Raw genomic sequence first — 26,360 nt, forward strand, 5'->3', positions numbered from 1 at the left:
GGGGGGGACGTCAATCGTCGTCAAGCGTCGCTGACGCCTGAGCTGCCGACCGTTCGAGTGTCGCCTCGAACAGCCCGGTCTTGTCGCCTACGGATGTGTGACGGAAAACTTCTGAAACTCCTTTCGGGCGCCGCACCCGACGTCTCGCGCCCCTGATGCGGGGTGTTGGCGTCGTGACTGTCGCAAAGGATGTATCAAACCAGAAACAATCCTTTGATTGCTTGAAGGCCCGATGCGTTGGGAGCGACCATCGCCATTGCCTGGCTTGACAGTCCAAGATGGTCTTTCAACACCGCGTTGACGATCGAGCGGGCATCGGTGGTGACTGCCAAGTCGGTCCCCTCGTGGAGCTGATCTGGCGCCAATCCGGGCCAGCGACCCGCGATCCGCCCTCCGGCTATCGCACCACCCATCAAGAACGCTACGCTGGCACTGCCATGGTCGGTGCCGCCTTGGTCGTTGAAGTGGGCAGAGCGCCCGAATTCCGTAATGCCTAGCACAACGGTTTGACGCCAGATTGCGGCTGCCGCTTCCGAGAACGCGACGACACCGCGCGCCAATGTCCCAAGGGTGGCCGAAAGACGCTCTCCCTGAGCAACGTGGGTATCGATACCGTCCAACTGCAGCAGGGCCACGCGCGGGCCGTCCGGCCCGGACAGCGCCTGCCCCGCGGAGGTCGCCGCTGCGACAAAGCTTGCAGCACTCAGCGCATGTCGCCGCGCAAGCAATGTCTGCACGGCGTCTCCGGCTGAACCGGACGCCTCGCCGAGCCAAAGGCGGGCGAGGTCAAGTCCCGGATTGCCCAACACAAGATCGAAAAGCGCGTCATTTGGCAGGCCGGCCGGCGCAGCACGCCAGATTGGTTGCCTTCCCTGCGACAGCACCGAAGCGGCTCTTCCCGGCCAGCCAAAATCGCCGCCGTCGAAATCGCCGTCGAACAGCACCCTCTGCGCGGCGTCATGCGATCTCCCGATATCCGGGATGCCCGTCGCGGGCAGGATCAGCAATTCGCCAGCCGAATAGAACCGAGCAAGAGGTTCCAGCGCCGGATGAAGTGCGAACAGCGGATCAAGCTTCACACCGAACGCGTCGTCGGAGGTGCCAAGTTCTCTCGCCCTGCCTCGTCCCCGCCGGAAATCCGGATCACCATGGGGCGGCAGCGCGGCCAGCGCATCAAGTCCGCCCCGAAGGTGGACGACCAGCAGCCGCGGGTGGCTGTCGCCGGCAAAAACCGCCGAAGCAAAGCCTGCGCTGGTAGCAAACAGCGAGGTAAGACCCAAACCCTGGAGGGCCGTGCGGCGCGTCAATTGCATTTCGGATAGTCCGGATTAGCGACGTCCGGCGTTCCGGCCGTCGAAAATCCAAGCTGATCGGCATTTGGGATCACGCCCTTTTTGATCGGGGCCTCCGGCAAACTCGCAGTGGTCCGAGCCAACAGTCCCGCCAGGACTGGAGCGGCAAGGGACGTCCCCGAACAGATATTCTGTCTTAGCTTGTGATTGTTTGTACTCCGCCAAAGCACCTGGACGCCAACGCCGGGCTCGGACATGGCCGCGCCAAAAGCGCCGCCATTCCAAAGCACATCACACCACCCGTTTGAAACGGTGCTGCACACGCCAGTGCCGGTGCCGGTCGGGATATAAGTGCTGTCGGATGCCGAGACACTTTGGATGAAGCCTTGCGTCGGGTTTGGAGAAACATATTCCGACGCATTGGCCGGGAAAAAGGACTGTACCCACGACGCCTCGTCGTCTTCCCGCGCATTGCCCGCCGCAATCACGATGCGGACCTGCTTGTTTGCGATCTCAAACAGCAGCTTGTCCATCTGACCAAGCAGGTCCAATTGGCCACCCTTCTTCGCGGTCTCCATGAACTGCGTGCCCCAGCTGATGTTCAGGATTTGGCCGGCCGACGCATGATCACTGACATATTGTAGGGCGACAAGCGGCGGTCCGACGATCTTCGACTTTTCGCCTTCAAATGCCTTGACAATCTTGAGTGGCACCCCTGGGCTGACCCCAACGATGCCAAGGAATTGACCGCTTGTTGTACCTTGCACGCGCATTCCGCCAATGATGCCTGCGACCATCGTGCCGTGACCTTGAGTGTCTGGCGCGCCGGTGGTCGTGCTGCATGGGGTCACCATACAGTTGATCCGTTCCGAAATATTGAGAAGCCCTTTTGTGACGACGTCGTCGTCGACGCCGCTATCGATGATCCAGACCGCAGGCCCGCCGGTCACAGGACTGGGCGACCCGATGACTCTGCAAACGCTCGGCGGCACGAGCTTGTCACCCGTCACAGGCTCTAGCCGACTACGTGCTTCGCAACCGCCATCCGCGAACAGGCTTACTTCAAGTGAGTCCGGCTCCTGATACCCTTCCGAAAGAAGCTTGTTCGCTTCCTCGTCGGTAAAGCTTCCAGTGACCAGGCTAAACCCCAGATCCGGCATGTCGACAGCCTGCAGGGCGTCCCCCGACGGATTGATCTTGTTCAGGCTGGTGATAACCGATGCAAATCTGTCCTTGTCCGCAAGTGGCGCGATGAATGTGTGTTGCGTTACTTGCGGCCCGCCGGGGTCTTCGTCCGCGTGCACGATTGTGGACGCGGAAAGTGTGGTGGCGAGAAAAGTCACAAGCCAGGCGAACCTCATGGATCCCAACCGTCTGCTGGTCGACTGACTGGCAGCATGCTCCCAATAGCTCTTTCTGTCCACGGCAAAGCTTTGGAGGCGAACCGCTCGAGGGCTCTTCTTGCAGCCAAAGAAAAAGCAGCCTACGTTGTTGTCGCACGCTCAAAGCGCGTGGAGCAACGCTTGTGCCCAAGGTGAAACTCAAGCAGGGCCGACAGGCTCAGGAGATTGGCGCGGCGCTCGTGGGAGCCTGGCTGAAGGCTTTGCCGCCCGCATTCACGGCGACTGTATCAGCGGTAGTCTCGACAAGTCCTTTGCGTATAACCGTCGACATACCGAACGCATTCACGCTCAACGATGTCATAGCTCTGCGCACTGGGGATAAAAGTGGCAGCCTTCGAAGTGTGAAGGTGGGACAGATCACAGGTGCTACGGGAAACACCTTACGTGTTGTTGATCTTGCTGGTGTCGATATCGACTATAAAGGCAAGAGCTTGCTGAATGGCGTAGTGTCGAAAGTAAAAGACCTGAATGACGTCATTTTTCGTAACGAACTTACTATTGTGTTGGAGCAGATCGTCGACGCGAAAGTGAAACTGGCGTGCGATGCGCCTACGGAGCTGACTGTGGTCCTGCCGGCCCTGCCGGAAGGCGTTGTCACGCGAGAGGACCTGATAGATTACCTCGGGGCGTACCACAAAAACGCGCAGGGTCGGCACTATCATGACGAGCTTGCGTCCGCGGTCCTTTTCGGCTGCCGATAGCAAACTTCAAGATCAGTTCGGCAGCCCTGCGGCGAGCAGCCCCTTCAACAGCGCGGCCCGATCCTCCTCCAGGCGATAGGGCTCCTTGGCCACGAATCGACTGCAGGAAAAGCTGGGTGTACCCGCCAACACGCGAGCCGCGTACGACTTTGCATCGCTGTCCCGGCCAAGCGCCGAGCTCGAAGCGGCCATGTAGGCCGTAACCCATGTCGGCATGGTCGACGAACGGCTCAAAGCGACCAATGCCGGCTCGGGCCGGCCCGCAATGAAGTGGACGATGCCGCGAAACGGCCAATACCAGGATGGTTCATAGAGCGGATCGAGCACCTGCGCCCGCTCGAACCATTGCATGGCGCGATCCGGTTCGCCGCAAAATGTGTAGAGGGTGCCGAGATAGGAAACCTGCTCGGGATCGTTCGGATTGAGGTAGAGGGCCCGTGCGTAGAGTTGCGCGGCGACGTCGAAGTCTCGCAGGTGCAGCAGCACCCAGCCGAGAATGTTGAGGCAGACCGGATCGTTGGCGGAGAGCGCCACCGCCTTCTTGGCAATTTCATGCGCCTCGTCGAGCAGGGCGTCGGAAGATCCCATGTCGCGAAACCATTCCAGCTGCTTGTAGTGAGCCAGCTTGGCATAGGCGCGCCCATAGGTCGGATCGAGGTCGATGGCGCGCTGATACCATTGCCTGGCTTCCGCTTCGCACGCGAGGTCGCCTAGCGGCAGGGCGTTGCCGCGCAGCACGCACTCATAGGCAGCCAAGTTGGCCGGCGGCTTGCGCCGTGCCTTCTCCGCACCCGCCGCCTTGAGCCGGCCGATAACTGTGCCCACGATCTTGCGGACCAGTTCGTCCTGCACATCGAATATGTCCTGATCGTCGCTGTCATAATGCTCTGCCCAAACATCACCGCCGGACGTGGCATCGACCAGTTCGCACGACAGGCGGATACGCCTCCCCATCCTGCGGATTCGCCCCGCAAGCTCGAAATCGAGCCCGATATCCGAGACCAGCTTCGGCAGCTCCACATCCTTGAGCCGCATCGAGGTGTGATATGACGCGACAGAGAGCTGCGTGAACCGCGTCAGCTCGGTGATGACGTCTTCAGTGAACCCTTCGCTGAAGTACGGCTCCACGCCACCGGTGCTGACAAATGGGCGGACCAGGATCGACGGCGCGTTCGAGCTCGAAGTCTCGGCGCCGATCCTCGCAAAGGCGCCGTCGGGTCTGTGAATAAGCGAGTAGACGGCCACCGGTCGGGGAATGTTCTTGAGCAGAAAGTCACCGCAATATTCGAAGGGCAATTGGAGCCCTGCGCGGACCTCCTCATGCACTTTTGCCGAAAGGCAAATGCCTCCGGGAGCCGCGATCTGTTCAAGCCGTGCAGCCACGTTCACACCGTCGCCGAACACGTCTCCGTCGCCGTCGACGATAATGTCGCCGAAATTTATGCCCATCCGAAGCGACAGACCGGGCGACGACCGCTCGGGGCTTGCGAGATAGGCCTGAATAGCCACCCCGCACCGCACCGCTTCGACCGCGCTGAAGAACTCCGCCACCATACCGTCGCCAGTGTTCTTTACGACGCGGCCGTCATGCCGATGAACGTAGCCTGGGATCTCGTCGTGCATCAGCGCTCGGACGCGGGTAAACGTGCCTTCCTCGTCTTCCGCCATTTGTTGCGAATAGCCGACCACGTCCGCGACCACGATCGCAGTCAGCCGTCGCTTCAGGGTGCCGTTGCTTGCGATCAATCTAGGCTTTGGGGTCAATCCATACCTCGGGTCAGACGTCCGAACCTACTTTAGCACATTTGCATGATGCTATCGCGCATGGCAGCGTGTAAACTGCTGCATGAAGAGCTTCGGGCGTGCGACAGAGCGAAATCCGTTCAGAAACGCTCGCAATGCGAAAGATGCGCACATTCGAGGTCTGCGTGGGGTCTAGTCTTCTCTATGGCCCGGTGGTGATCTCGGATCCATTGCTCGGCTGTCCTCTCACTGTGGCGGCAGGCCGCGTTCGCGCCGCCAGGGATGGCGATGAGAGCATTTACTTCGCGTCCGGTTGGGGCACGACAGTCGAGCAGGCGCTCCAAGGCTGCCTTTATGAGGCGGATGAGACCTACTTCGCCCAGATCATTCCCGAGGGGCGAATTCTGCGGTCGCGTGCCGATGCGATTCATGGTCGGGTCGTCGAGCCGCCCGGTATCCTTCTTTTCAGCGAAGAGCAATATGACCGCCGAGAGGCCGCGAACCGACAGCCCCGCAATATGGTTCCGGCCCGCTGGGACAGATCCGCGCCCGAAGACTGGATCCTGAGTGACGACAGGCTCGGTACGGAGCAAGCCTGGGTGCCCGCGGGGCTGTGTTTTCTCGGCTATGATCCCGGTGGCAAGCAATCATCGTTGCCGGCTGCCGACTCGAACGGACTTGCGCTGGGCATCAACCCTGAGGCCGCTGCGATGAGCGCCCTTCTCGAGCTGATCGAGCGAGATGGGACCTCCATCTGGTGGTACAATCGGCTTGTTCTGCCTCGAATCGATCCGAAGTCGATGGCAAGCGATACTATATCTTCATACGAGGATTGGCTTCGGCGCCAAGGTCGCGAATTGCGCCTTCTGCGACTTACGTTGGATTTGGCGGTGCCGATAGTTGCGGCAATCTCCAGCGATAATTCCGGCCGGGGTCCGGCGATGGGGTTTGCGGCAGGCGCATCGTGGTCAGCGGCTGCCACAAGGGCGCTTGGAGAGCTTGCTCAATGCGAAGCGAACCTTGCTCTGCTCTCCCAACAGGCGCAGCAACAGGGAACGGCCCGCTTTACGCCCGGGGCGCGGCAACTTTATCGCTGGCATCAAGAGACGGATCTTGGGCTGTGTCCATATTTGCAGGGTGAGAATAGCGGCCCTGCCTGCGCGGATGAAGCGACACTCGACTACGCCTCGTGCGTCAAACTCTGCCGCGAACGAAGCCTGGAAATACTCGCCGTCATCCTGATGCAGGATGAGCAGCGGTCCCTTGTCCGAATGTTCGCTCCGGGGTTGCGTTCGACCAAACCAAGGTTTGGTCCGGGCAGGCTCTATTCTGTTCCAGCCACGCTTGACCACGGGCCTCCGAGGTCAATATGCCGAGACCCTTTCCCGTTTTAGCGCGAAGCCAAAAGCTGCTGCAAAGTTCCAATTTGGGATCGAACACCGGAGGGCATACTCTACCGCTTCAGATTCCTTAAAGCGGCCATTCCGCTGTCGGCCCCAAAGCTGCTGTCTGGAGTGCGCCTCAATGCCGGCCCTAGAGGTCGGCTTTGCTGCCCGACGCGGACATCATCTGCGACTACACTGGATGTGATGATTGCGCCGTCAGACCTACGTCAGACGTGAACGTCGCATCTCAGATCCTCCGGCATGTAACGATCCAACCGGACGAGCATCCGTCTTGGGCGTGGCAAGGAGCCAGCAATTCAGATCGAATCGAAGCAAACCACTTTGTCGGAGCAGAAGGTAGGCGACCCACCTCTTCAGCTATCAGAAACTTCCTGTAGTCCACCCGGCTCTCCGAAATTTCCGGCGAGAGAAGGCTCAAGCACGTCCCAAACTGTGGATAACGCGTCGCGTGCCCGAGAATAGAAGCCGCCGTACGCGGGACTAGAACCTGCGGATATCGCCGGATAGAAATCGGATTGACGGCCGTTTGGAGGACCGACCTGTGCGCAGCGTGAAAGGCGCGCTGCCGAGACCTGTCAGCCCATCCGGCTGCCGAGCGAGAGTTGAACCACTCCCATATCAAGGCTGGCGCCCGAAATCGTCGCGCACAGGCGCTTTGGTGATAGACCTTCCACGCCAGGATCACCCCGGTTATCGCAATCGGCCTGATCGCCTCACAGTTTCGGACGTGAACTGCACGCCGCGCTGCTAAGGACAATCGCCGGTCGAGGTTTTCCAGGCGTGGCGCCCATGTCGTCGACATAAGTTTCCGACCGAGGGCTGGGATGTTCCGCAGATGTCGGAAGAGATCAGCGCCGGGTAATGTAGGAACTCGAGAGTAAGCGGAGCAAGTCCGCGGCCTACAAGATGAACTGGCCGGCGCGCGGCTGCACTGCGATAGGCCTTCGATCAGATCGATTCGTTGAAAAAGCCACTGTCGATTCTAATAACCCGGGCCTGGTTGACTGGTTAGCTTTGACGTGTAATCCAGGAACCTATGCGTGCAACCGGAAAATCTTCGCGGATTGAGTGGATCGACTATGCTCGATTCTTCGCGGCCTTGATGGTCATGAGCTATCATTACGGGGTCAACGGCATCCGAAACGGCAAGCTAACCAGCCTAGAGCCATTCGACCGAGCTGGAGCAGTGCTGCAATATGGCTACCTCGGTGTACCGCTATTTTTCATGATCAGCGGCTTCGTGATCGTGTCGTCAGCCGGCTCGGGTTCGCCGGTCAAGTTTGCCATTTCACGGGTCTTTAGGCTGTGGCCGGCATTCATCTTCTGTATGACCTTGACGTCGATCGTGCTCGCCATCTGGCCCTCGCATTTGATGCCTATATCGCCAAGCCAGTACCTCGCGAACCTTACCATGGTTCCGACCTCTCTTGGGTTTCCGGTCGTCGACGGCGTCTATTGGACCCTCAAAACAGAGATAAAGTTCTATGCCGCCGTGCTTGTCATTCTGTCGCTGCGGCTCATTGCCTACGCTCAAATCATTGTCGAGCTCTGGATAGGATGGTTGCTGGTTTCATTGGCGGTGGGAAGCGGTCATGGCTTCCTTCAGGGATATGATGCCTTCTTTGCCGCAGGCTGCTCCTTTTATTTCATTTCCCGAGACGGGCTTTCCGTCAGAACGCTACTCGCGACTGCGGCTTGTGGTCTCGTGGGACTTCAATCGGCGGAACTGCCAACTACTGCCGCAATCAATGCGACCTACGGCCAGTCGCTTTCGCAAGCGGTCGTTGTAACCACTGTGATCGGATTCTTTGCCCTGTTCCTGGGAATGAGCACGTCCAAGCTCAAATACACGACACTACCGTATGCGAGACAGATCGGCTCGCTAACCTATCCTATGTACCTTCTCCACGCGTATATCGGGTACACTTTGATGTCCAGATTTGGGTCATCTGATCATCCACTTCTTACGGTTCTTAGCATGGCTGCAGCGGTCCTCGTTGCAAGCTATTTGGTGACCCGCTTCATCGAACGACCGGCGCAAAAACTTCGTCCTGCAGCCGAGCGCTGGTTGGGTGCATCCTATCGTCCAGCCCGACAACTTGAACCTTCCGCACTCCCTGAAGGCTAGCTCGGGAGCGACACCGAGGCATACCGCTTAAAGCCTTCGACATCAACAGGCTGCCCGCGGCGCGGGTGTAAAGAACCTCCCACGGACACAGCATTCCGTAGTCACTGGCAAAGGCGCCGATGGTGATGGAAAAGCTGCAGGATTCGCCGGCCAAGAAGCGCAAGGAGCCAGCGATCGTCACGAGGAAAACCGCCTGCCCTGGCGCGCTTCGATTTTCGCGCCAGCTGGACGGTCGAACGCAAGGCGGCCGGGCTGCCAGCGACGTTATGGGCCGGGATATGCTTCTCCGGAATGACTGAGGGCAGGACATCCGACGCCAGCGCGGACGACGCCAACAAGGTAGCAGGCCACACCTCGACCAAGACGAAGACGTATGACGGTGCCGCGCTGGGGCGGCCGGCCGATTAGCCGATGCAAAAACGAAAGCACCGGGCAGGGCCCGGCGCTCTGAGTCTCATCCGAGAGTTGCGGCCTAAAACTTGATACCAATACCGACGCGGAAGTCGTGAGTCTGTGCCTTGTGCTCCAGCACGCATCCGCCGCCGCAATATTCGAAGCTCTTCTTGCCAAAGAAGGAAAAGTCATACTCGCCGCGAAGGAAGACATTGTGGGTCAGCGGCACGTCGATGCCGGCGCCGACGATCCCGCCAACGGCCGTTCCGTCCCGTTTCGCAAGGCCGACCGCGTCGGTTTTCAACCGCGACGCCGTGACACCCGCCGTCAGGTAGGGCAGGTACCCACCCAGATCCATACCGACTCGGCCCTTGAGAGAACCGAACAGACCAAGCGACTCGTCGAGATCGCCAGGGCCCGGCACGTCGTGGAAGTGGCCCTTCTTGAACCGGTAGCCCAGCTCGCCTTCAACGCCGTAGACGATGTTGCCCGACTGGAAGTTGTAACCGACAAAACCGCCGATCGTCGGCGAGCCCACGTTGTGCGTAACGTCGGCACCAATATTTGGCTCGCGGATCTTATAGTGCTCGAGCGTCCCGGCGCCGAAGGCACCGGCATAGGCTCCCTGCCACGTCCATTCGCTTGTCGCAGCCGGTTCTACAATATCGGCCGCCATGACAGAGCCGCAGGCAGCAAGGCCGAATACGGAAGCTAGCAAAAGAGATTTCATGTTTGTCCCACCGCAATTTGACGTTGACTCGAGATATACCTCAGAGCGCGCCGGATTGCTGTTGCAAAAACATCACGATGCAGTGGTTCTGAGGGGCGGCCGGTGGATAACCCGAGGTTTATCTGCCGGTCGCTTGACCCCTTTGCCTCCTTTATGTTGTTTAAAACGGCCTCGGGCGCTACGTCGCGCTTCCACTCCTTCAGCTCCTTCTCTGCTTCGGTATGCACAGCCAGGCGCTTGGTATGCTCGCTGAGCAGGCTCACCTGCGGATCGAGGTCTGCCCGCGACCCCGCGTGCAGTCGAGACATCCTCACGATTTCGGCGGCGGTGCGGCACCGCTGGCTCCGGACGGCCAGAGCCCCATGAAGATGTGCTTGACCGTGACCTGATCACGATCTGGGCCATAGCAGCGGAGAACGGCGCCGAGCTGCAGGCAAGACGGTCCTAAAACGCGGGCAAAAGCAGAGCCGCGGCCGCAGGTGTAGTCAAAAACGATGAGGCGGCCCAGATTGCGGGGGTGGGAAGAGTTCGAAAGCGACGGACTGCTGTGCTGACTGGCGGGCGTAGCGACATGCGTCAGCTTTCCAACCGAACTAGGCGGCATACCTTCGCCGTGCAAACACTGCTCGGTTGCTCACTTCGCTGAACTGCGGTTGCTAAGGTGCGCGAAATAGATGCGCCTTCCGGAGTCCGGTCCTAACAGTTCGTGCGCCGTCAGGGTGCCGATCTGGTTGCTCAACTCGTATCCTGCTTGTCGCAACCGCTCTAGGAGCATCGGGTTCGGCCTGCCTTCGTTCTCTGGCCACATCAGCACCGCAGGTTCTTGCAGAAGTTCTTCCAAGTCGGGCACCTCCGGGACGAGAAGTACGAGGTCGCTCCTCGCGAGTCGGAAATTGCCGATCCAAAAGGAATTGCCGACGATCGTGCGAACGGGCACGGTGGCTTGCAGCTCTTGATAGAGCTTCCGATAATCCAGTCTCGCCGCGCGAGACATGCCTTCGCCACCCATGAGTTGTGCATACCAAGTGAATGGTATCGTAAGTAGTGCTATCGCCACCCCCGAGGTGATTACGAAGCGCTGCACCTCTCGGCCGAACTCGCCCAATATTTCCGCGCATGCGGAGAGATATAGCGGCAGCAGGAAAAGAATGGGCAGAAGCCAGCGGCTACGCAACGACGTGCTGCCACTGATTAGCATCAGCAGCAGCACAGCAGAAATGCCGAGCAGCAATGCACGTCGAAGGAGTTTGTCCGGCTGTGCCTCAACAGTCCCCTTCAACCAAGGAAATTTCCATTTCCAAGCAGAGCCCACGGCGTACACGGAAAAAGTTACAATGCTGAATTCCACTGTCGCCAATATGGTCTGGACTAGCCCTTCTGTGCTGAAGACAATCATTCCGACGTCGCCATCGTCTATATCGAACTTGTACACGCGGGCAAAAACTGCATCCAAATGCCCATAGCTCCAAATCGCGGTCGGCGTCAGAACAAGCACGAATACTGTCAGGCTAAGGAGCATCTGTGGCGCAACCATCGCCTGTCGATAGGCGCGCACCGACAATGCCGAGGAGAATAGCGCCACCAAAAGGAGGACATCATTGAACTTCGCGAGCATGGCCAATCCAGCGGCCAGTCCGAAAGCTAGATAGGCCAGGGGCGTGCGGCTCTGTACGAGGTAAGCGAAGGCGAGCAGCGTGACCGCTGAAAAGGCGAAAGCCGCTACCGAGTGCGTTAACGTATGTTGTGCCTCCCAAAAGAGCAGGGGAACCGTCATCATTCCGAGCATCGCAGCAGCGGCGGTGATTTGCTTGTAACCCAGCTTCCGCATCGCAGCATGAACTGAACTAAATCCGACAAAAAGCAGGAAATATTTCGCCAGCTTCAGACTTGTAATGTTCGTGCCCGTCGCCTGGCTCACTACCCAAGTGATCCAGTTGTAGAGCGGTGGTTGCGAACCACCATACCCCGGAGCAAGATGCTGCAAATAGATGAGTTGCTCGGCATCATCGACGCTAACACCATTGCCTGCCCAGGCACTGAGCAGCGACAGCGTCACAGTCTGGAAGGCGAAATAGAAAGCAATGACAAACACCGCGGCATAAACCCTGCCGACCTTCTCCTTGGCGAGCCAATCGATCAGTTCCTCGATTTTGCGCAAAATTTTGTCACCCCTTGTGAGCTCGACGCGTTAGCACGGCTGTGGAGTGGAGAACAATGGATTGGTAGCTCGCGACCTGATCCGTGTGGCCTGGCAGACTGCTTGGTCAAGTCTTCGTGGCCTTTGATCGCAAAGATGTGGAGCCATGAGGACTATCGTTCGTATCGCGACTGCAAGCACTACCGGTCAGCAAACACCTTGCTGGGCGAGGTTCGGTAGTGTTCGGAATCGCAAATCCGCGGGCGCTCGCAATTGTTCGGAGACGAGGTGAAACGAGAAGCTGCGCTATTGGAAGACAATGAGCCTCCGGGTGAGGTCACCGCTTGTGAAGCTTTAAGCGAAGTAGGCAGCTGAACGCCCTTTGCCACTAAGCCTGTTTCTCTCTGTTGAGCAGGCCCCTCTTATTCGCCTCAGTGCGACTTGCATCAGCCAGGTGTGCGAAATATACACCAAATCGCTCGCCCAAGTGTGCCGGAGTCCGGATGTTCTGCATACGAAGAACGAAGCTGAGGTCGAGCCCAGTGCCGCAATGTCAAAGGTGCTAATGTACGTGCTTAGCTCCAGCTGGCGAGATCACGTTGCATGGATGAGCGTTTGCTGGTGAACCCCTGCGTTCATAAAAAGCCGCGTCGTAGGCTGCCCGCGCTTGGTTAAGTTGAAACGGATAAGATATTGCGGGGGGAAACTGCTCCGCCAGCTCGAACAGCGGGTGTTTGTGGGGCTGGCACCCGTTAGTGCACCAGAGCCGAAGGTTCCCGGAGAGATGGGCGGGTCAAACTGGAGACTGCTGCGGCGTGTAGCGGGCTTGGCGTGGGCGCCACACGCGAGTCCAGGGGAGAAAAACTAATGCAGACAGACACTCTCCAATTCCTCGATCATGAGCAGGGTGGCGTCGAGATGTATAGGATGGCGCCGTGGCGCTTCGTCGGATTATTAACCCGCTTCCTTCAGTGATCTTAGAGATACGCAACTTATGTCATTGCTGAGCCAGAAATGCCGATCCTTCAAACGTCGCTATCGGTTATCGAGACGTACGTCTACGTCGTCTACCACACTTGTCTGGTGGGGAAGCTTCGAACGCGGCGGGGGAGCAACTGTGGGCGACTTGGATGCAGTGAACAACCTTTCGGCTGCCCTACGTCGTGCTGGCCATGATCACGACGTATTGAGCCATCCGACGCTTGGGATTGCTGATCACCGCCAGACGAAGGACCTGTTTGATATACGCAATGAAATCAAAACGCTTGTCTTCGTTTGCGGGCCCCTTGTCGAAGTGGATGAACTGGCTGATTTGCTGGCGGTTCAACGGAAAGCGAGAAAGATCGCTGTCGGCGTCAGCGTAATTCCCTGTCACAAAGCGATGGCTTCGCGTTTCGATGCCATACTGGCGCGCGACGGTTTGCCGAGAACATCATTCGATCTTGCTATCTCACGATCCTGGCCTAGCGCTAAGCCGTCCCCAAGTAGGCGACTGAGGGCCGGACTTTGCTTCCGGGGCGATCAGCGGGACTACGGCAAAGGCATGACCGAATGGGTCAGAGCCGAGCGGCTTCTGTCGCAACTTGCCGAAGCTTTTGGGCTGGAAACTGAGCCGATCGATACCGTACTAAAGCCCGGAAACGAAGCAGCTAAGATCGAGTCCCAGTTCGAAAACGTCGACCTCATCCTGACGACACGTCTCCATGGCTCCCTCTACGGCCTATCAAGAGGCAAACCCGTCATAGCCCTCGATCAAATTAGGGGCACTGGCAAGGTGAAGCCGATCCTCGATCGCCTTAATTGGCCGTTCGCTTATTCAATCGAGGAAGCCAATGAGAGTTTGCTCGCAAGGCAGATGCGACAGCTAATGGCGGAATGGCCGGTGGAGGCGGTAACCAAGGCACAGAAGACGATTCTGGATCTCTCTTCCGGTGCCCGCGCGGATGCGGTCGCCATGATTACACAAGCCAGGCGTTAGTCCGGATGCGGGCCAACCAGCGCGACACGGAAACGAGTATCAACCGTCGTCTCTGTCTGCCATACAGGCTGATCCTGAAGCTAGGTTCCTGCTCGACGGGATCCTTGATGCTATGCTCAAGTCTCTCTCGCTCAAATATGGCTGCTACCGAGTCGTCGGCAGTCGCGTTCGATCGGACTCGCCATCACCCACGCTACACGTGGGGGCGGATTGCTGACGTCTAACCAAAGGCGCGAGATCTCGCTCATGCCCTCTTTGCGCATCCATCTCGATCGTTTGCTTGAGGACGCCGCTCCCAAAGTCGCCCGGCAGGACCTTACATATACCGAACGTCTGGCGTTGGTTAGGAAGCATGGTAACTTTTCCCTCGCCTACTCGACCGCTGTCCAGCAGGAGCTGTCCTGCTTCGGCGGAACTGATGGGTATATCGCTTTCGGCACCAAGATGATGCACCATTTCGCGCTCGGCGATCCGGTCGCCGAGCCTTCTGATCGGCCCGACTTCATCAGACGTTTTGTCGAAGCCGCTCGCAATCCTTGGTTCGTGCAAGTGAGCGAGGAGACCGCACGGGTGCTGGCAGGGCTTGGCTACCAGGTAAACTGTCTCGGCGTCGACACGCGACTTGAGCTTCCCGCCCATGATTTTTCCGGAAAGCGAAATGAGACGGTGCGCTATTCCGAGCGCTGGCTGCTAAAGAGGGGGTTTTCCTTTGCCGAGGATAAGCGCACCGTCTCTCCCGACGAAGTCCGAAGGCTCTCGGAGAACTGGCGAGCAGACCGCATTGTCAAGCGTTGGGAGATGGCTTTCCTCAACCGTCCCTTCAGTTATCGCCTTGGCCCCGATATGCGCCGTTTCGTCCTGCACGGTCCTGACGGCGGTCTAATCGCCTTGCTTGATTTCGACCCTCTCTTCAGCGGCGGTGAGGTGATAGGCTATACGACTTCGTTTAAGCGAAAGCATGTCGATGCCACGCCGCACGCCGAAGTCGGCCTGACCAAATTCGCGGTCGACTGCTTCCGCGGAGAAGGTGTCTCCGTGGTCACACTCGGTTTATCGCCACTTGCTGAAAATGGACCCAGCGGCTTCATCGAAAGCAGCTTCTGGCGCCATGCATTCCAGCGTGCGTACGAGTCGGCATGGGTCAATCGCCGCAAATTCAACCTGCAGGGACAGGCTGCATTCAAACGGCGTTTTCATGGTGCCGAGAAGCCGACCTATATCGCCTTCCGCCACGGCACCTTCGTCCAGATGCTGGGACTCCTCCGCCTGGTCAAAGCTTTATAAGCATTATCGCGCTGGCGGCGGATTGCTAACACAAGAGCAGATCGACGCTGCGTTTGTCGGCTAATCGAGCGGGATTGAAGGCTTGACGATTCTTGACTATAGCCCGAATGGATGAAGGCTCTGTCATCGCGTTTGAACCTTGGATCATTGCGGAGTGTGCGACCTAGTAGGCGACGACCACCGTCTGACTGGACCAGCCCGCGTTCTACAATCGTTATCGTCGGAGCAGCGCGATCGGGGACGAGCCTTCTCTGTTCACTCATGAGTGCGACCGGGCAGCTTGGTCAGCCCGACGAGATCTTCAGTCCGCGCTCGCGGAAGTACCCCAATCCGCTCGGGAAAGACGATATGTTGCACCGGGCGACTGTAGCGCGATCGCGCGTATCGCAAAACGGGGTATGTTCATTCAAGCTTTTCTCCGGCCAACTAAAGGCCGCGGCAAGGCGTATTCACCTTTGGGAATTTTTCCCTGACCCGATCTTTGTTCGAGTGTTCCGTGAAGATCTTCTTGGACAGGCGATCTCGCTGGCGAGGGCAAGGCTAACTGACAAATGGAGTTCGCATTGGGCGGGTTCGGGCGAACCAGCGATCTATTCAGCCAAAGCTATCGACCGAGCATTGTCGGACATTGTCGATGAAAATGCGCGGTGGGATCGGTATTTTGCACGCAACCAAGTTTCATCGATGAAGGTGGTATACGAGGAAATTGTTTGTGATCATGCACCAATTCTCCGTGGCATTGCTGATCTGGTCGGTGTGACGCTGGCTTCAATTCCAAGCATCGGGGACGCCGGACTCAAAGTTCAGCGCGACCGAATAAACGAGCAATGGCGACGCGACTTCGTCTCCGACGCGGGCGGGCTCGATCGGATCGATTGAAGGATAGAAGGGACTCGACCTCGATTCTGAGGAGGCCCATCTTCCGTTTGCCGTCGCAGGGCAGCCGCCCACTTCGGCGGGTACTGTTCGATTGAACCCGCCAGCATTCGGGGCCAGTACCAGCACCCCGGCCGCTCCATACAGATAATTTCAAATATGTTCGTTGACCTGGAGTGCTTTCAGAAATAGAGATCGATCAGGTAATGAGGTGGAAGCTCATGCTTGTGACTGAAAGTTGCGCCGTGCGTCGGTGCAAAGAAGTATTTCCGTGTGACTCCCGAAGCAGCAGCACCTTGGTTTTTCGGCTTCCGGACAACGCGGTCCTGCCGCGATGATTGCCGATGCGCCTTTGATTTCGGTGATTGTGACAACCTACAATTGGCCAGAAGCGCTAAGCCTGACTCTACAGTCGCTTATCGGCCAGACGGACCGTCGCTTTGAAGTCATTGTGGCCGATGATGGGTCTGGCCCAGCCACGGCCGAAGTGGTGTGCGCCTCTGCGAAATCGGCGCCGATTCCGATCCTCCATGTTTGGCAAGAGGATATCGGTTTTCGTCGTTCCGCGATAATCAACAAAGCCGTTGCCGAGGCAAGGGGAGATTATCTGGTTTTCGTCGATGGCGACTGCATCCTGCAGCCCGATTTTGTAACCCAACATCGTGAACTGTCCCAGCCAAACCATCTGGTGACTGGAAGTAGAATTTTGCTGGGTCGTAAACTTAGCGGAATGCTGTTGGCCGAGGGCAGGTGGTCCTACAGGGCGTTCCTGCGCAGCGCGCTTTGGTACCGTCTTACTGGTGATATCTCCAAGATCGCCGGGATCTTCGTACGCCTGCCCCCCTCCCGATTTCGTGACTATCGCTCATTTGTTTGGCGCCGCATAAAGGGCTGCAATCTTGCCTGCTGGAAAGCCGATGCTCTTGCCATTGGGGGCTTTGACGAAAGCTTTTTCGGCTGGGGCTCGGAAGATATCGACTTCGTGTTCCGACTACAGGAAAAAGGTGTGGTCCGACGGTCCGGCACTTGGGCTACGGAAGTCCTGCATATCTGGCATGCCCCACCAGATTCGAGCCGTGCCGAAGGAAACGAAAAAGTCGTGCGTGAAAGGATCGAAGCTGCATGTCGCCGCAGCAGGGCAGATCAGACTCCGAACTGGGCATAAAGTTTGGCTAAAGGCGAACCAGACGGCGGAGAGGTGTGTCGGAGATCACGCAACGCCTCATTCCAGAGATGCAAGGTGAGTGTCTCCTCGCGCACTATCGATTCGATTGAGCAGGCCGGGTCATAGATCGCGCGAGCTTGGGTAAAGTGCAACGGGTAGAATACGGCCTGGGGCTGCGCCCTTTCAAACAGCCCGTGCTTGTGGGCAAGCGCGGTAATCGCGGCTGGACCGAACGTCCCCCAGGGAAGATCGGCCGGGCGCACAGGGAGTCCAAGCAGGCGCATAAAGCGAGCCCTTCTTGCGCGCCGCATTCGAGTCCATGGGGGGACTTGGTTGCTGTGGAAAAGGCCCTCCAATTCAACGGTCATCGGCAATGTGGCGCCGAGATATAGTATGGCCCCGTTAATGGTGCTGTCATCCTCCAAGCCGAACAAGCAATCTTCCTGAAGTTCCACAGGTTTCAAGCAAACAATGTCGAGGTCAGACCACAAACCGGATCCGCTCAGTTGCAGCCGATAACGAAAATAATCCGAAGCGAGCGCATAGGACCCCGTCCTGCGGTGCCGCAGGCGTCTCATATCGGTAAAAGGCAGGATCGCGTCGCCATCGACGAGTTCAACGCCAGCCGGCACGTTGGCGACAGGCTGATAAGCGTGAAGACGAACCGGGTGCGCGCAGTTGAGCCACGAGGCGATCGACAGCAGTTCGATACGACCGAGTCGATCGCCGATCCAGAGCATGTTCACGGGTGGTGTCGTCATTCGCCTGCCTTCGTTTCTCCTGAATGGCGCGCGAGGACGCGCCCGCCGGAGATGCTGTCTATTCGTTCTCGAAGGAAACTCAATTTGTCGCTGCTTAGCAGCAAGTTTCGCTCTCTCAAACCTCGCAGCATAGTACCTCCAAGATGTAGATAGGGGAGCAGGAGTCGGAGAGGACGTGATGCAAGGCAGGCGGTGGGAGGTTATGCCAAATAGTTCCTTCCGGCCCTTGTATGTCCAGTCCCGATCCGCCGGCGCAATTCCTTGAGGACGGCAGCGATCAGCTCTTCGAATACATTTGCTCAGGTTGCCTCGAGTGCGTACCGCCGTTCGAAGAGCTTCAAGGTCCATACGACTAATCCATTGTCGCCTGGATTAGATGATCAACCACGGATAGAATTACCGCCGCCCTCAAGACCGCAGTTCTGATGTCATTGCGCTCGCTAGGGCAACCCCAAGGCTGTTGAATTTCCGTGTCAGTCCGCAAAACTGGTGTCGGCGAATGGCAGCTTTCTCGCTAGGTTTTCCAGAACCGGACCATCCTCATCCGGCCCCAAAGACGACATGGCCACATTCCGCCACTTTCTGGATCGACAACCTGTCGATGCGATAGGCACGTTCCGCTGTCGCTTCCTGCGCTTAACCCCTGTTGCAGAGCCATTTGATCAGGTCTGCCTTTTCAAGGATGTCGGGCGTTCCAAGGAGCATAGTTGTCTCCATGATTATTTGCGGGCGGGGTAGGGACACGTCCGACCCCTGGTGCAACCAACTCGACCGGTGGGATAATCGAGGTGATCCGTTGTATCTCACCGGTCGAATTGTCTGGTCACCGAATCTTGACGGTGGGGTGCACTCTCCTGTGCCACACCCTGTGCCGGCACTAAAACGTTTCGCGAGCTTGGAAGGCAGTGACCGGTGCATGCGTGGCTCAGACGGACGAGGCTCCCAATCAAGCGAGAGCCTCTGTCGGGTTCAGCCAACGACCTCGATCACACGCCGGCGGCGGTCCTCAACGCTTTCAGTTTGAAGACGACGAACCGAATTTTCTTCCGGTGCCCGGCAATGTAAACGCGAATTTGCCGGGTCCGTTTGCCGCCATCACCTTTAAGCGCGATCCTGAGGCGCCTCAGCTCCTCGAGGGTTGACGGAAGGTTGTCGGGGAATAGCTCAGCGAGCGCATCGGTACTCATAAACAGACGCCGTTTGTGCGACGCACCGGCGATAAAACCCGGGCATGATTTGGCTATCTCGATCGTTTCGCCGGCTTTGAAACTTGGATACGCGCCTTTGTCGCGGATAGCCCGCCAGATGGCAGAAGGGGGGTCGTCCTGAGAGATTTTACTTTTCGCGCCTTCCTGTGAGGACCTATAGATTCTCGTCATCACGCCGTCGCAATCCGAGAATTCCCACGGCAAGATTCCTGCGCGGATAGCCAATCGCCCGGCAGCAAAAATCAACCCGAACTTTTGCGCAATCCGTCGCTCCACCCCACCATTGTCCGAACACATGTGGTCAACGAATTTGTCGATGTGCCGCGCTACCAATGCTTCTAGCTTGTCTTGGTTTGACACCAAGTAATCCACCCACTTGATCAGCGCCGTGCCGTAGTCAATCTTCGCGGCATTGGTAAGGTCTTCGGATGCCTTGGCCCGCTCCTTGTTTGCGGCGTAGCCCGCGGTTGACCATATCCCGCCGAGAGTCTTTCCCGGGACCGGAATGTCTATCATCCGAGCTCTGTCACCATCGGTGCGGACATATCCTCCAAGGGCGAACTCCTTTTCGATGGAAAGGGGCCCGGTTGATAAGCCCCATCCATCGAACTTCACGTTCGGTAGTCGGTCTTGTACCGCCTGAGAATAGGTTGTTCCCTTGCCACCAGTGAGTTGATGGACAGTCGATCCTAGAATCTTCCATTTTGCCGCATCCTTGATTTTCTCAGTGTCGTCCAGAACCAGTTGCAGGCCGTTTCGCGTGGCTGCGAGTTCTTGCAGGGCTCGTGTCCTGGAATCCCAATCAGGCAGCTTCTCTTGAGGGCCCGATACCGAAGCTCCCATCTTTAGGGCCGTCGTCTTTCCGGTCGAGCCGCTTGCGCACAGATGGAAGAGCGCGCCTTCCTGAAGTCGCGAGCGTGAGAAGCGAAACAGGGGAGCCGCAAGAGCGTGTAAGATCGCGAAGGCCGTGTAATCGGAGCGCAGGGCCGGGGTTGCTACATGCTTTTGCCAACCTTTGAGTGTGCCTGCGGTGGATGGGACATCAAGGAAGCCTCCGAGATCCAGCGCTGGGTTTAGTCGGACGTCGTCGTCTCCGATGCATCGGTCGGCGCTGATTAGAAAGGATCGATTATGCCATCCGGTCCGGCTCGCCAAGATTCCGCTCACTGGCGATAGCTCGGCCTCCAACCGAGCGAAATCGAGATTGGCTTCGTCTTGTGTCGCACCACGAGCTAACAGAGCACTCCTGAGCTCCTTGGGGTTCATTGCCTTTTGCCTCGGCAGCAACTCAGTCTCTTCGAGGTGGTCGTATCGCTTGAAGGCTATTAAGACCCACTCTCTACCGTCCTCATCGCGGTATCGGCGGATTTTCGATGGAGATGACATGACTATCTTCCTTAGCTTTGCCTCACCTGCCTCACCAGATTTGGAGAGAGGTCGATCTGTCTGCGGCTCAATGGGTCGCGCGAAAGGTCGTGAGCGATTTGGTGATGAAGGTGCAGTTGTGTAGATGATCGACTGAGTATTTTACGGTCGCGGCGTATGGATCAGTCATTCATGACCAAGAAACGCACCCGCGTGTCATTTTTCAATTCTCGTCGTCTTGTCGTTCAGGACGTCAAGTTGACTTCTATTTCTCCGAATTCCAAACAGGATGAGCAGGTCGCCGACTTTGTGTTTCAGCAGGAATTCGTCGAATAACGCTTCATAACCGACGATCAATCGTTGCCGATCGAGAGCAAAATTCAGCGGTGCGTCGCAGTGATTAGGCAGACCGCCTAGCCGGCATTTAAGCGCGTAACGAAGCGCACCCTTGTCTTCGACCGGAAGAACTTTGACCGGCTTTAGCGTCCGAAATGCCTCCCGATCGTAACGTTGTCGGAGGTGGGTCTTGAGCGTTCGTTCGTCCGACCCTGCAACCACTAGATGGACATGAGGGCGGACTATGACCTTTCCGTCCAGTCCGTAACCGAGGTCGAAGTCCACCCGACCAACGGCTACGATAGCTTGACCTGAGGCTCCTTCTGCCTTCTTCAGACCCCTTTTGATCGATTGAACGATGCCGCTGACTTTGAACTGGGGGAGGTCTTTGGGGGCCAACCAGTAGGTCGGGCTAGCCACGGTCACGAACAGTGGTTGGCGATCGAGAGGGGCCAGGATCTGCGCTATCCTAGGCCCCTCCTTTCGCTCCAATCTGATATGAGCCACCCGACATATGGCCGAGCAGGGGAAGGGGTTCGGCGAGGTCGTTCTGTGTGGAGGGATTTCCGATCGTTGCCCGCAACGACCCCTTCGGCATTCGAAGAGTTCGTCGTCAGGGGCAAGCTTTCCAAGGCCGCGGAGCCGACGCAGCCGTAGTTGATGATCGGCGATCGCGTGATCCATGTCACGGTACTGGCGCCATTTGGTTCGCCGGCGCAGGGGGTGCTTGGCTTTAGCCATTGTGACCTCCCTGCGACGTATTCTGACGGGTGTGTTCTTCCTCCCATGACAGAATGTCCGAGAGCCGATAGCGGACCGAACGAGACAATTTTACGTACGGTAGAGAGCCGCCGGTGACGCGGCGATTTCTCAGGGTCTTGACCGAGATCGACCATCTCTTTGCGAGCGCATGCTCGTCGAGAAATGTCTCGTTCTCCGGGTCTAAAGGTTGTGTTGTTTCAGGCATTTACGGGTCCTTCCGTTGTTGGTGAGGACCAGAAAATGCTTCAGGGGCAAACGGCAAAAAATGCCGAAAAATCAGCCTACTATGGATAAATCAAAAATACCTGGAATTATTGCTTCAGTGGACGACCAGCCCTCCTTGCTGACAGCTTGATCAGTTTCGCTTTAGCGTCCTCACTTATGGGCTCGGGCTCAAATGGTTCAGTCTCCACGGGCAAGCCATTGTCGTCCTTCTTCATAGGCACGGGGGTGAGGCTGTCGTAGACATACCTCGCTCTGCGAAAGGCCTGCTGAACGCACTCGGAATGTGAGTAGAGGCTCGCAGGGTCAAAGAGTATTCGATGGAGGAGACGCTTCCCGCCGCCATCTAGCGTGTTGTAAGCAGCGTAGGCGAAAGCTGGTGCGAACGCTTTATCCGCGACGTCGTTTTCGATGGTTTTTCTTTTCCGAGGCGTCCTCGCAATCGGTTCCAGGTCAGGTCGCCAGTCAATCTCGTCAGGGATGTCATAGGCCTTCATTGCGCTTAGCGCGCGGGCCGAGGCAGTGCTGACTGCGGACCTGATAACGTGGAGGCCTGTGTACATAATCAGGGTATCATGGATCCAGGTCGCGGCATTCAAAATCTCGGCTGCCATCTGCTCCGACGTGTTGGCTATCGAAACGCTTCCGACGCCACCGACGTGCTCATAGATTCCGTTGTAAAAGGTTTGGTTGCGCTTAGCTAAACGCGCGTAAGCTTGGTCAACGGTATGAGCGCGACGATTAGATCCCTTGTGGGATCCCTCCAGCTTATCTGCGGTCGCTCGAACGGCTGAACGCAACGCACTTAGGTGAAGGTCTTTGTCCGATGGGTCTACTAGCCAAGCGACGAACATTCTCCCGGGGATAGGCTCCATCTCTTTAGGAAGATCCGGGTCGAAAAGAACGGACTGCAACTCTGCTATGTCCACCACCGCACCCTCGGTTACAGACTTGAATGGGCTCGTCTGATCGACAGGTGCAGGCGTCCAAGGTTCTCTAAGGATCCGCCGCAGCATCTTCGATGTGAGCTTGACCCTTTGAATCTGCCAAAAACGCTTCATGCCAAGGCGAATTTTCTGGCTCGGTTCAGCTGTCGAGCCGCCTTCGTCACCGCTGTTTGTCATCGGACTTTACCCCCTCGTTCTATGAGAAGGTTATCCATCGTTAGCATTTACCGCTAGACGCCTTGCAATCTCTTCTGACACCTCCGTTGAGGCTGAAGCGAGAGCCGCATCCGGCCGGTGAACGTATCGCGACGTAACGGTTCGTCCTTTGTGTCCCAAGATTCCGGCAATGGTGCCGTCCGAATAGCCCAACTCTGACGCGACGGAGGCGAAGGTGTGCCGCAGGACGTGGCAACTTACATTGTCCAAACCAGCGGCTCGAAACAGTCTGGGAGCGATCTTGTTGAGCCCTTGGAAATGCGAAATTCCTCTCGCTCCTGGGAACACAAACTGACAGTCCTTCTGTCTTGGCAACGACGCAAGGATCTTGGAGGCTACTGAACCGATCGGCCGGAGGCTTCTCCCGGATTTGGTATCCTCAAGCCGCAGGCAGGAATGATCGAAATCCACCTCGCTCCATTTCAGTTTTGCAATCTCACTGGATCGGCAGCCAGTCAGGCAAAGAAGTTCGATAATTTGGACTCCTGCCGGATGGAGTTGGACCCCAGATCGATCCGTCCCGGTCCGCAACTGTGCGCCTAGACTTGCGAGTTCGCTATCTCTGAGGAAGCGCTCCTTCGCTTCGCTTCTAAAGCGCCTGATTCCATGGACCGGATTGGTCTTGACGACCTCTTCGTCGACGGCCCACGACATTATCCCAGAAAGTAGGTCCGCTACCCGAGCCGCCGTAGAGGCCCCCCCTTGCACCCTGGCACGACCGCGCTTTTTGGTTTTGATATCGACCGCGGTTTTTCCGAGCGTGATGTCTTGAATGAGACCTTTGACCTTGCGCCCGTCCAAATCTACGACCGCAACAGAACCGATAAGAGGCTTTATGTGCCGCTCGATGCGACCCGTGTCGATCGATAGGGTTGAGGTCTTCTTAGGCCGATTGAAGCGTGTCAAAACGGCCCCGGACTCTGCCGCGATCATGTAGCGATCACAAAGGTCCGCTATGGTGACCACAGTGGTCGTTTCGTTTTGCGGAGCGCGACGCGGTGGTGCATCACCGGCCGCGATCTGGCCGAGGAGTACCTTCGCTTGAAGTCTCGCTTCGTCGACGGTTAGGGCACCGAAGCGGCCGATGGTATGCCACCTCTGTCGACCGGCCGCAGAATATTTTAGGACGAAGACGGCATGCCTTCGTTGCCGCCTGACACCGAAACCGGTCACGCTTCCGCGACCAGTGTCCCAGAGGATTGAATTCTGGGTCAGCCTCTCCGCATCCGTCTTTGTGATCGGCACGCTCCCCTCCTAGCAACAAACTAGCAACTAGTATCGAGGGAATGCGGGTTACATACAAGGTAGCTAGGCAGAAAAAAGATGAACAAAATCAACAAAAGATGGTAGCGGGAGGACACTGCAGGATACCAGCCTTCTTCGTTTACACCGAAGATGTCGGCGGTTCGAGCCCGTCATCGCCCACCAGTTTCCTGGCACAATCAAGACTCACGGCGGCGTCAGGCGGAAATCCTGGCCTTCGGGCAGGAGCTGGCCGCCATCAACGACGATCGTCGTGCCGGTGATGTAGCTGGCGTCGTCGGAGGCCAGGAACAGGAAGGCGTTGGCGACGTCGCGCGGCGTGCCGAGACGTCCGAGCGGCACGGCGTCCTCCATGCTCTTGATGAAGGCGGCATCGCGGTGAAGCTTCATGCCCTCGGTCAGGATGTTGCCCGGCTCGACGCCATTGACGGTGATGCCATAGCCGGAAAACTCCAGCGCCGCCGCGCGGATGAAGCCGTTGATGCCGGCCTTGCTTGCCGAATAATGGCCGTGGCCGGGGCTGCTCACTTGCGGGCCGGTAATGGAAGAGGTGAAGAGCATGCGACCGCTGCCCTGAGCCTTCATCGGTGGAAGCGCTGCCCGGGCGGCGTTGAAGCTGCCGCGCAGATTGACCGCCATGACCCGGTCCCAGTCCTCCGGGCTGGTGTTCTCGATCAATTGCCAGGGATAGATGCCGGCGTTCTGGACGATGATGTCGAGGCGGCCGTGACGCTGCAGCGCAAATGCCACCACCGCTTCGGCGTCGGCCATCTTCGAAATATCGGTGCGGATGAAGGCGGCACCCAGTTCGTCGGCGCTCGCTCTGCCGGCTTCGGCTTCACTGTCGGCCAGCACAAGGCTGGCGCCTTCCTCGGTGAAGCGCTGGGCTATGCCCTTGCCGATGCCACGCGCGGCCCCGACGATCACCGCCACCTTGCCTTGGATGCGTCCGGTCATGCGAGCCGTCCTGTCATGCGAGCCTTTGGCGAATGGTTTGCTTGAAGGCGTCGAGAAGCACGGCCGCCAGCACCAGCAAGCCGTGGATGACCTGGGTGAAGTTGGCCGGCAGGGCCATGAGGTTGATGGCGGTGTTGATGGCCGACAGGAGCAGCACGCCGGCATAGACGCCGGGCAGGGTGCCGACGCCGCCTTTCAGGCTGACGCCGCCAATGACGACGGCGGCGAAGGCGTTGAAGAGCAGGCCGACGCCGAGATTGGCGGTGGCGCCGGAGGTGCGGATGGCGAGCAGCCAGCCGGCGAGGCCGGCGATGGCGCCGGCGAGCACGAAGGCGATGATCAGGTTGCGGTTGACGCGGATGCCGGCACGGAAGGTCGCGGTCTCGTTGCCGCCGATCATCACCAGATGCCGGCCGAACGGCGTCTTGGCGAGAATCAGCGAGAAGACGACGAAGCAGCCGACAGCGATCCAGGCGGTGAGCGGCAGGCCGGCGAGCCGCTGGATGCCGAACCAGCGGATGGCCGGCGCCAAATCCTGCGCCGAGCGTCCGCCGGAAACGACAAGCACGAGGCCGCGCACCCAAATATAGGAGGCAAGCGTGATGATGAAGGCGCTCATCCGCAGTCTGACGATGAGGAAACCGTTGATGACGCCGATAAGGGCTCCCACCGCCAGGGCTACGGCGAGCGAGACCGGCACCATCAGCCAGTCCGGATGCAACTGCAGGCCGAGGCCGATGCCTGACGAGCAGAACATGATGCCGACCGCCATGGCGCTGAGCGCCGCGACCGATTCAACCGACAGGTCCATGTGACCGGCAATGATGACCAGCGCCAGGCCGATCGACATCACGCCCAGCACGCTCGATGCCTCGACGATGTTGGCGAAGATCCCGAGCTGGAAGAAGTTCGGAATGAGGGTCGAGAACACGGCCAGCACGAAGACCAGCATGAACCAGACGAGATTGTCGAGCACAAGCTCGAGACTGTGGCGGGTGCGTGGGCTCATCGGCCGATCCGGTTAGCGTCGAGTTTGGATATGCGGCTGCCGCGGGGCGGGCCCGCGAGGCTCCGGGCCGGGAGGCCC

General features: G+C 58.1%; 19 protein-coding genes. 7 read left to right on the top strand and 12 right to left on the bottom strand.

Going from position 1 to position 26,360, the window contains the following annotated elements:
* Positions 1-194 precede the first annotated feature (194 nt).
* Both A9K71_RS11585 and A9K71_RS11590 read right to left on the bottom strand, forming a co-directional pair.
* Positions 195-1,313 (bottom strand): DUF1501 domain-containing protein, encoded by a 1,119-nt coding sequence (locus A9K71_RS11585; RefSeq protein WP_082980466.1) that lies wholly within the window; start codon positions 1,311-1,313, stop codon positions 195-197.
* Entirely contained in the window at positions 1,304-2,653 is a 1,350-nt protein-coding gene (locus A9K71_RS11590; protein WP_156752638.1) for a S8 family serine peptidase, read from the bottom strand. The genes A9K71_RS11585 and A9K71_RS11590 overlap by 10 nt, the downstream gene beginning before the upstream one ends.
* Before the next feature lie 164 nt (positions 2,654-2,817).
* Between A9K71_RS11590 and A9K71_RS31370 the strand changes: the two genes are divergently transcribed.
* Positions 2,818-3,396: a hypothetical protein gene (locus A9K71_RS31370; RefSeq protein ID WP_127403287.1), complete on the top strand. Its 579-nt coding sequence runs from the start codon at positions 2,818-2,820 to the stop codon at positions 3,394-3,396.
* A 12-nt stretch (positions 3,397-3,408) separates the two neighbouring features.
* On the opposite strand, the gene A9K71_RS11600 is transcribed toward A9K71_RS31370, so the two are convergent.
* Positions 3,409-5,142: an adenylate/guanylate cyclase domain-containing protein gene (locus A9K71_RS11600; protein ID WP_066994994.1), complete on the bottom strand. Its 1,734-nt coding sequence runs from the start codon at positions 5,140-5,142 to the stop codon at positions 3,409-3,411.
* Between the two features lie 116 nt (positions 5,143-5,258).
* Between A9K71_RS11600 and A9K71_RS11605 the strand changes: the two genes are divergently transcribed.
* Both A9K71_RS11605 and A9K71_RS11610 read left to right on the top strand, forming a co-directional pair.
* Positions 5,259-6,533 (top strand): YcaO-like family protein, encoded by a 1,275-nt coding sequence (locus A9K71_RS11605; protein WP_156752639.1) that lies wholly within the window; start codon positions 5,259-5,261, stop codon positions 6,531-6,533.
* A gap of 1,048 nt (positions 6,534-7,581) precedes the next feature.
* Positions 7,582-8,673, top strand: coding sequence for an acyltransferase (locus A9K71_RS11610; protein ID WP_066995000.1), 1,092 nt, complete (start codon positions 7,582-7,584; stop codon positions 8,671-8,673).
* A gap of 472 nt (positions 8,674-9,145) precedes the next feature.
* Here the strand turns inward: A9K71_RS11610 and A9K71_RS11620 are convergent, their stop codons facing one another.
* Positions 9,146-9,796 (bottom strand): outer membrane protein, encoded by a 651-nt coding sequence (locus A9K71_RS11620; RefSeq protein WP_066995007.1) that lies wholly within the window; start codon positions 9,794-9,796, stop codon positions 9,146-9,148.
* Between the two features lie 634 nt (positions 9,797-10,430).
* Complete coding sequence (locus A9K71_RS11630; RefSeq protein WP_066995013.1) at positions 10,431-11,954, bottom strand: glycosyltransferase family 39 protein; 1,524 nt, start codon at positions 11,952-11,954, stop codon at positions 10,431-10,433.
* A gap of 1,096 nt (positions 11,955-13,050) precedes the next feature.
* On the opposite strand from A9K71_RS11630, the gene A9K71_RS31375 reads away from it, so the two are divergent.
* The 4 genes from A9K71_RS31375 to A9K71_RS30245 all read left to right on the top strand — a co-directional run bounded on the left by A9K71_RS31375 (position 13,051) and on the right by A9K71_RS30245 (position 17,236).
* A complete protein-coding gene (locus tag A9K71_RS31375; protein ID WP_156752640.1) occupies positions 13,051-13,911 on the top strand; it encodes a hypothetical protein in 861 nt (286 codons plus the stop codon).
* A gap of 246 nt (positions 13,912-14,157) precedes the next feature.
* On the top strand, positions 14,158-15,195 hold the full coding sequence (locus tag A9K71_RS11645) for a phosphatidylglycerol lysyltransferase domain-containing protein (protein WP_066995021.1): 1,038 nt from the start codon (positions 14,158-14,160) through the stop codon (positions 15,193-15,195).
* A 111-nt stretch (positions 15,196-15,306) separates the two neighbouring features.
* Entirely contained in the window at positions 15,307-16,074 is a 768-nt protein-coding gene (locus tag A9K71_RS11650; protein ID WP_082980468.1) for a Stf0 family sulfotransferase, read from the top strand.
* 331 nt (positions 16,075-16,405) lie between these two features.
* Entirely contained in the window at positions 16,406-17,236 is an 831-nt protein-coding gene (locus A9K71_RS30245) for a glycosyltransferase family 2 protein (protein ID WP_197504222.1), read from the top strand.
* On the opposite strand, the gene A9K71_RS11660 is transcribed toward A9K71_RS30245, so the two are convergent.
* The 7 genes from A9K71_RS11660 to A9K71_RS11695 form a co-directional block, all read right to left on the bottom strand.
* Positions 17,215-17,997, bottom strand: coding sequence for a hypothetical protein (locus tag A9K71_RS11660; RefSeq protein ID WP_066995031.1), 783 nt, complete (start codon positions 17,995-17,997; stop codon positions 17,215-17,217). The two genes, A9K71_RS30245 and A9K71_RS11660, sit on opposite strands and share 22 nt — an antisense overlap.
* A gap of 986 nt (positions 17,998-18,983) precedes the next feature.
* The gene (locus tag A9K71_RS11665; RefSeq protein ID WP_066995034.1) at positions 18,984-20,591 is read right to left on the bottom strand and encodes a DUF927 domain-containing protein; all 1,608 of its coding nucleotides are present in this window, start codon (positions 20,589-20,591) and stop codon (positions 18,984-18,986) included.
* A 195-nt stretch (positions 20,592-20,786) separates the two neighbouring features.
* On the bottom strand, positions 20,787-21,647 hold the full coding sequence (locus tag A9K71_RS11670) for a hypothetical protein (RefSeq protein ID WP_156752642.1): 861 nt from the start codon (positions 21,645-21,647) through the stop codon (positions 20,787-20,789).
* Between the two features lie 332 nt (positions 21,648-21,979).
* Positions 21,980-23,014: a hypothetical protein gene (locus A9K71_RS11675; RefSeq protein WP_066995038.1), complete on the bottom strand. Its 1,035-nt coding sequence runs from the start codon at positions 23,012-23,014 to the stop codon at positions 21,980-21,982.
* 30 nt (positions 23,015-23,044) lie between these two features.
* Complete coding sequence (locus A9K71_RS11680; protein WP_066995040.1) at positions 23,045-24,298, bottom strand: site-specific integrase; 1,254 nt, start codon at positions 24,296-24,298, stop codon at positions 23,045-23,047.
* 204 nt (positions 24,299-24,502) lie between these two features.
* Positions 24,503-25,273, bottom strand: a complete 771-nt coding sequence (locus A9K71_RS11690; RefSeq protein ID WP_066995043.1) for an SDR family oxidoreductase — start codon at positions 25,271-25,273, stop codon at positions 24,503-24,505.
* Between the two features lie 13 nt (positions 25,274-25,286).
* Entirely contained in the window at positions 25,287-26,282 is a 996-nt protein-coding gene (locus A9K71_RS11695) for an ABC transporter permease (protein WP_066995046.1), read from the bottom strand.
* Between the last annotated feature and the right edge of the window lie 78 nt (positions 26,283-26,360).

Source organism: Mesorhizobium sp. WSM3873 (assembly GCF_001672445.1).
In the GTDB taxonomy this organism is placed as follows: domain Bacteria; phylum Pseudomonadota; class Alphaproteobacteria; order Rhizobiales; family Rhizobiaceae; genus Mesorhizobium.

What these genes read in the sequence shown, in the direction of transcription:
- A9K71_RS11590 (WP_156752638.1), bottom strand. Translation starts at nt 2,653, where the DNA reads ATGAGGTTCGCCTGGCTTGTGACTTTTCTCGCCACCACACTTTCCGCG.
- A9K71_RS11695 (WP_066995046.1), bottom strand. Translation starts at nt 26,282, where the DNA reads ATGAGCCCACGCACCCGCCACAGTCTCGAGCTTGTGCTCGACAATCTC.
- A9K71_RS11690 (WP_066995043.1), bottom strand. Translation starts at nt 25,273, where the DNA reads ATGACCGGACGCATCCAAGGCAAGGTGGCGGTGATCGTCGGGGCCGCG.
- A9K71_RS11650 (WP_082980468.1), top strand. Translation starts at nt 15,307, where the DNA reads ATGAAGGCTCTGTCATCGCGTTTGAACCTTGGATCATTGCGGAGTGTG.
- A9K71_RS11670 (WP_156752642.1), bottom strand. Translation starts at nt 21,647, where the DNA reads ATGGCTAAAGCCAAGCACCCCCTGCGCCGGCGAACCAAATGGCGCCAG.
- A9K71_RS30245 (WP_197504222.1), top strand. Translation starts at nt 16,406, where the DNA reads ATGATTGCCGATGCGCCTTTGATTTCGGTGATTGTGACAACCTACAAT.
- A9K71_RS11620 (WP_066995007.1), bottom strand. Translation starts at nt 9,796, where the DNA reads ATGAAATCTCTTTTGCTAGCTTCCGTATTCGGCCTTGCTGCCTGCGGC.
- A9K71_RS11585 (WP_082980466.1), bottom strand. Translation starts at nt 1,313, where the DNA reads ATGCAATTGACGCGCCGCACGGCCCTCCAGGGTTTGGGTCTTACCTCG.
- A9K71_RS11665 (WP_066995034.1), bottom strand. Translation starts at nt 20,591, where the DNA reads ATGTCATCTCCATCGAAAATCCGCCGATACCGCGATGAGGACGGTAGA.
- A9K71_RS11660 (WP_066995031.1), bottom strand. Translation starts at nt 17,997, where the DNA reads ATGACGACACCACCCGTGAACATGCTCTGGATCGGCGATCGACTCGGT.
- A9K71_RS11645 (WP_066995021.1), top strand. Translation starts at nt 14,158, where the DNA reads ATGCCCTCTTTGCGCATCCATCTCGATCGTTTGCTTGAGGACGCCGCT.
- A9K71_RS11610 (WP_066995000.1), top strand. Translation starts at nt 7,582, where the DNA reads ATGCGTGCAACCGGAAAATCTTCGCGGATTGAGTGGATCGACTATGCT.
- A9K71_RS11675 (WP_066995038.1), bottom strand. Translation starts at nt 23,014, where the DNA reads ATGACAAACAGCGGTGACGAAGGCGGCTCGACAGCTGAACCGAGCCAG.